4 protein-coding genes and 1 pseudogene are annotated in these 5,690 nt (G+C 41.2%); 1 reads left to right on the forward strand and 4 read right to left on the reverse strand.

Going from position 1 to position 5,690, the window contains the following annotated elements; all coding sequences use genetic code 11:
• Window positions 1-363: pseudogene (locus Q1V93_RS07010) on the reverse strand (peptidylprolyl isomerase); the annotation flags it as partial.
• Window positions 364-542: 179 nt separating this feature from the next.
• Here Q1V93_RS07010 and Q1V93_RS07015 point away from each other — a divergent pair.
• Complete coding sequence (locus tag Q1V93_RS07015; protein WP_300663168.1) at window positions 543-1,652, forward strand: imelysin family protein; 1,110 nt, start codon at window positions 543-545, stop codon at window positions 1,650-1,652.
• Window positions 1,653-2,121: 469 nt separating this feature from the next.
• On the opposite strand, the gene Q1V93_RS07020 is transcribed toward Q1V93_RS07015, so the two are convergent.
• The 3 genes from Q1V93_RS07020 to Q1V93_RS07030 all read right to left on the reverse strand — a co-directional run.
• On the reverse strand, window positions 2,122-2,925 hold the full coding sequence (locus Q1V93_RS07020; protein ID WP_300663170.1) for a hypothetical protein: 804 nt from the start codon (window positions 2,923-2,925) through the stop codon (window positions 2,122-2,124).
• Window positions 2,922-4,934, reverse strand: coding sequence for a hypothetical protein (locus Q1V93_RS07025; RefSeq protein ID WP_300663172.1), 2,013 nt, complete (start codon window positions 4,932-4,934; stop codon window positions 2,922-2,924). The genes Q1V93_RS07020 and Q1V93_RS07025 overlap by 4 nt, the downstream gene beginning before the upstream one ends.
• Before the next feature lie 87 nt (window positions 4,935-5,021).
• Window positions 5,022-5,690: IMP dehydrogenase (locus tag Q1V93_RS07030; RefSeq protein WP_300663174.1), on the reverse strand; the 669-nt coding region annotated here is incomplete at its 5' end.

Here is a 5,690-nt window from a genome sequence, read left to right on the forward strand (position 1 = left end):
AACTTCATTTTTCATACGCTCATATGCTTGTTTCACCAAGGCACTGTTTTTAGTCGAATCGATCAAATAGGGTTGAGACAATTGTTTTCTGTAACCCGCAAGCTCTTTTTTCAACTTTGGAATCGTATCATATCCAAGAGCTTCCGCTTCCGCTACTTTTAATTTGAATTTTTTGAACAATTCCATGTATTCATCCAACGATTGTTTGTCGTACTTCGGATCGTTATTGTTCTTTAAATAGATCTGTAAAAATTCGGATTTGCTCACTTTTTTACCGTCAATTTCCATTACGCTGCCACCAGATTGGGCCATTGAATTGATGGAGAACAAAATCCCGAAGGCTAATAAGAGTCGTTTTTTCATGTATAATAATACTTTATTCAAACCAAGAACGCCAAAAATAACACATTGTTTCGGGTTTGAAAGTAAAATCGAAGGATTTAAGAAAAATTTAAATTTTGGCAGTAAATAGAAGTCATTGTGAAGCGTATCAGTATATTTATGTAACGTAATAAGTTGAATCCGATGATAAAAAGTGCCGCATGAATCCGTTGAAATTGTTTTTATGGCTATTGCTTGCTGCTTTGATGTCTTGCAAAAAAGGCTCATTTGAGAAAGATTCTCATTATTCCATTCAATTGTCTAAGATCAGGAATGCTTACATCACTTCCCGGAGTGAGTTGTTCCGCCGGAATCAGATAAAGGTTGTTTCTTATTACGATGCTGCAAGCAATTTTTATGGCGTAGTGAGTTCAACCAATTTTATAACAACCAAATCAGCTTATTTTGATCTCAGATCAACTTATTTGCTGTTGGGCCCGTATTTGTATGGAAACGGGCAGTTTACGCTTCCCGGTGAGGCGGTTTATTCCCGGATAGAATCCTATCCGATCAATCCCGAATACGTGGATTATGTCAGCACAAATATGTCGGCAGGAATTATCAATGATGCTGTTAACTATCCGTTTATTACCGAGTCGACAGTGAAAAGCTGGGACAATGTGAGCGGGACAAACAACCGTTCCTGTGGAATGCATGTACTTGAATTCCTCTTGTATGGTGAGGATCAAAGTAATGGAGCTCCGGGAAACAGATCGGTGACTGATTACAATTTTCTGCGCAGAAGACAGTATTTTTTGTTTGCATCCATGGCACTTCGAAACGATTTCCTGGAATTACTGAACCAGGCCGCGCTGAAGAATGAATTCATGAAAGCCGAACCGACTGCCGCGTTTGATTGCATGATGACAGGCTTGCTGAAATACATTAAAACCGATCTGGCGGATCAGTGCATTAAAAAACCTTTGGATACGCAATCGGAACAATATGAGATGAGCCGCTTCTCCGATTTTACCATGAATGAATTATTTGTAAAAGTAGAAGCAATCCGCTTGTTTTTGGATCCCAGATCACTATATATTTCACAAACAGAATTTTTCCTGAACGATTTCATCAAAGAAGTCGATCCGGATGCATACAGCCAGGTAATGGAAAAACTGGACGCGATCGAAAACGACTTGTTGAACATTCCGATGGATTTTGACCAGGCAATTTTAGATCCGCAATACCGGCAAACGTTGAGCGGAATTTATTCGGATTTGATAGTGATTCACGATCTTTTGTCCGGCTTCAAATCGAAGGTGTTGGATTAGATGTTTTTGTCTTGTTAGTTCGAGTATCCCGACATTTTAGTTGGGAAGTATCGGGAACAGAAGGACAACAGAATGTTGGGGACAATAGTTAAAACCCGATTCACAGATCTGTAAAAACACCGTCATCAAAAAATGCCCGAAAACCACATGCGAAAGGCAGAAAAACACTTTCAAGTATAGGTAGGGCATAGGTCAAGTATGGATTAAGCATAGATACAGTATTAAAATGTTATAAAACTAACACGTGTTTTAAGTACAGATTGAACATTTTTCGGCCATTTTCCATTATTTTTTGCGAGAATCACAGAGTTCATAAAAGCTGAAAAACGATCGTTTTTAAATACTCACTTTTGAGAAAAAACCATTTCCAGTCAGTTTGAATATCAGAATGCAATGGAGATACGTCAAAAACAACGAAAGACTAAAGCACTTGTGTTCTCCGCGGTGAGACTTCTTGACAGGACAAAAACTAAAAATGATAACTCAAACCGGCATTTAAATTCAGTGAAAAAGCATTTTCCTTTCGCAGGTTATAAAACAAATTATCCAGGCGATACGGATCATTGTCATTGGTAACAATCCGGTCTTCCCGGATCCGAAGCGCAATATTGATCAGCGATTTGATTCCGAAATTGAGTGAAAACCGGCTGCCGAGCGGATAACGCATTTGTACACCATATTGAAAAACGATCGATTTGATCAGCGGCCACTTTTTCTCCAGGTAAAACTTGTCCGGAGCAGACCAGTAATCTTCATAAGTGCTTTGTGTTCCGAATTCATTCAGGCTGTAATAATAGGTTTTGTCGATTGCTTTTGAAAGTGAAAACCCCAACCCGATAACATGCGCAAGCCCGATCGGGCCATTTCCCAATTTGTTGTAAACCTCCAGCCGGGTCATAAAAGTATAGCAATTCACATTGAAGGGATTTGTGCGGAGCCAGGTGGTGTCCGTCACAACCACGTTGGTAGTGTTATTCGAAATACTGAAATTTTTCGGACCGATGACTTTGAGGTTTTTGATGTTTGCTTCAACTCCGAAACCGATTTTTTTACTTAAAACGCGGATGTAATAAATACTGCCTCCGCCGTTCAGCCATTCCTTTCGTTCCACCATTTTCTCTTTCTCAAAGCGGTATTGCGGGAGTTTGGTGTTGAGAATCAGAGGCGAATTTCCGAATAGTTCGACCGATGCCAGGTTTTTCTGGTTCAGATATCCCGATTGAGAATAACCAAACATGGAAACAAAGCATAAACCGGTAAAAAAGAGTCTCATAAGCCCGAACTTGTTTTAAAGATAGTCTGAAATGAGTGTTGAATCTTGTTTTTGATAAAGGGTTTTGTCAAAGGATCTCGGTACTTCGAATTTTCGGCAAAAAGCACATTTCCGGTTTGCCTGTCAATGATAAACGAAATAAACTGGCAGTGATTTCCGCCAAGCACAAGGTCAGTCAGGACAAAAGGAAGCGGAACAATGAAAATTCCGGTCAGGTGATAACCCTGAATATTGAGGTTGTATTGATTTTCAAAATGAAAGATTCCAAGTAAGTGTTCATTTCCATTGGTAGAAAGTTCCTTCATTTGCCGGAAATTTAAAGGGAAAACCGTACGCAGGTAATTGGTTTGATTCCGGATTTGCCGATCTAAGGTGTTGAAAGTATAGCGCAAATTGTAGAGCTGGGTCAATGCTGTTTTATCAGTGCTGTCCAATGTGAAAGAAGAGGTGTTTACTTCGTGATCAATGCTGTTGTTTTCAATACTTTCAGTCAGTAGCCGGGTTTTCTCTTCCGTTTTTTCCTCCTTCAGCTTCTTTTTGTGAAAGAGAAATGCCGTTGATTCGACCGTTAGCATGGTGAGAGGCTCTTCAGTCGGTTCATAAACCGGTTTTGCTCCGGTGATTAAGTTGATGAATTCCGGATCAGATACCAGGTCGCTTAAAGCGTAAGCGTAAAAAGGGGAATCAACCGGAATTTGACTCCCGGAATACTTGTTTGCCAAAACTTCGGAATAGCTTTGCTTGTAAAAGACGTTCGGATTAAATTCCCTGCTTTTTTGAATCAGGTCAATGAGGTAGTTCCGGATCAAGCCAAGTTCGGGATTACTGGTGTCTTTTGCCAGATCGGTAATGATTCTCAATCCCAATGCCATGGAAGCGGTTTTTCCGGAACTTAAACGATAAAGCCCGAGGTAGAAAACAGAACTGGGTGAATCGTAAAGACGCCTCACAGTAACCGTTTTCCGGTAGACCGGATAAAGTGATTTCTGAACAATCGTGAGCCAGGAATGAGCTTTCAGTTTGGCAATGAGTCGTTTGTCGATATCCCTGTTTTCCAATATGAACAAGTGATAAAGCGCATCTTCAGGCTTGTTCTCAAGGAGCAAATCTTCCACATATTGAAAGGCACACAAATTGACGACTTCTTCAAAATCTGGCCGGATGAGTTGGTATTCGACCCGCGCAGTGCCGATAAAGAGTTTACCCAATTCTTCCTCGCGATCCAGAATTTGCATGGAATAAGGACTGATCAATTCTTTTTCCAGACGATAGCTATTCCTGTCAAAAAGAACACCCGGAACGGTCATCAGATCCGAATTGAAATAGTCATTCGGAACCTCAAGTTGCTCGATCGGATCGTTTTTCTGGCGCAGAATGTTCAACCCTTCAATGAGAAAATACGGATCGAGATTCAGCTCTTCATTCAGTTTCAGGGCAAATGAATCCGCTTTACTTGTCGCAAGGCTGTCATAATTGCTGAGTTGAGACAGACGGGTATTCAGATTCGGATACCGGTTTAGTTTGATCGGATTGAGAACCGACTTGTTTTTCAGGTGATAAAGCTGCGTGGCGATTAAAAAGTAAAGTTGTTCTGTTTTACTTGCTCTTGCAATCAACGCGGTAGAAATATAGATTGTCGAACGGCCATCGTTGAGAATACTCACCAAACTGGATTTGAAAGGATAAATTTCAATGCTTTGATCGAGTTTGGGATCTCGTTGCAGCAAATCGCGCAGTAAGCCGGAACAAAATGCATGAACTTCCTCTCCGTAAACCAATCTGCCGTTCGAAGCCAAACTTCCGAAAACGGATTGAACCTCATCCGGAGTGCTTTTTCCGGTGGTGAGATAAGGAGTTTGCGAATTGTCGAACTTCATGAATTGACAATTCGTTTGAATAAAATCAGGCATTTCACCTTTCGACTGAAGCGGAATCCGGTTTTCGTATGAAACCTGGGCATGCGCTAAAGTGACATGCAGTATCAGAACAATACAGACGAAAAGCTTCATTCGTTTTGAAAGGTTTATATACAAAAATAAGCGGGTTCATGTAAATGTAACCCGCTTATCAGAAATAAACTTCAAAGGAAGTCGAAATTATTTTAAGCTATAGTTCGGAGCTTCTCGTGTAATGGTAACATCATGAGGATGAGATTCACGCATTCCCGCAGATGTGATACGAACGAATTCAGCGCCTTTCAATTTGTCAATAGAACCCGCACCACAGTAACCCATTCCGGCTCTCAAACCTCCAACGATCTGGTAAATCACTTCGAACAGATTTCCTTTGTAAGGAACGCGTCCTGAAATTCCTTCCGGAACCAATTTCTTGATATCGTCTTCCGCATCCTGGAAATAACGGTCTTTCGAACCTTTTTGCATGGCTTCCAAAGATCCCATTCCACGGTAAGACTTGAATTTTCTTCCTTCGTAAATAATCGTTTCACCCGGAGATTCTTCCACTCCGGCAAACATGGATCCGATCATTACCACATCTGCACCGGCAGCAATTGCTTTTACAATGTCTCCGGTATATCGGATTCCACCGTCAGCAATTACCGGAACTCCTGTTCCTTCCAAAGCAAGTGCTACATCATTTACAGCAGTTAATTGCGGAACTCCAACTCCGGCGATCACTCGTGTCGTACAAATCGAACCGGGCCCGATTCCCACTTTCACTGCATCGGCACCGGCATCTGCCAGGTATTTCGCAGCTTCAGCAGTTGCAATGTTTCCAACGATTACTTCCAGTTTCGGATATTTTGC

The sequence above is a fragment of the Fluviicola sp. genome, from assembly GCF_030151805.1.
Classification (GTDB): domain Bacteria; phylum Bacteroidota; class Bacteroidia; order Flavobacteriales_D; family Crocinitomicaceae; genus Fluviicola.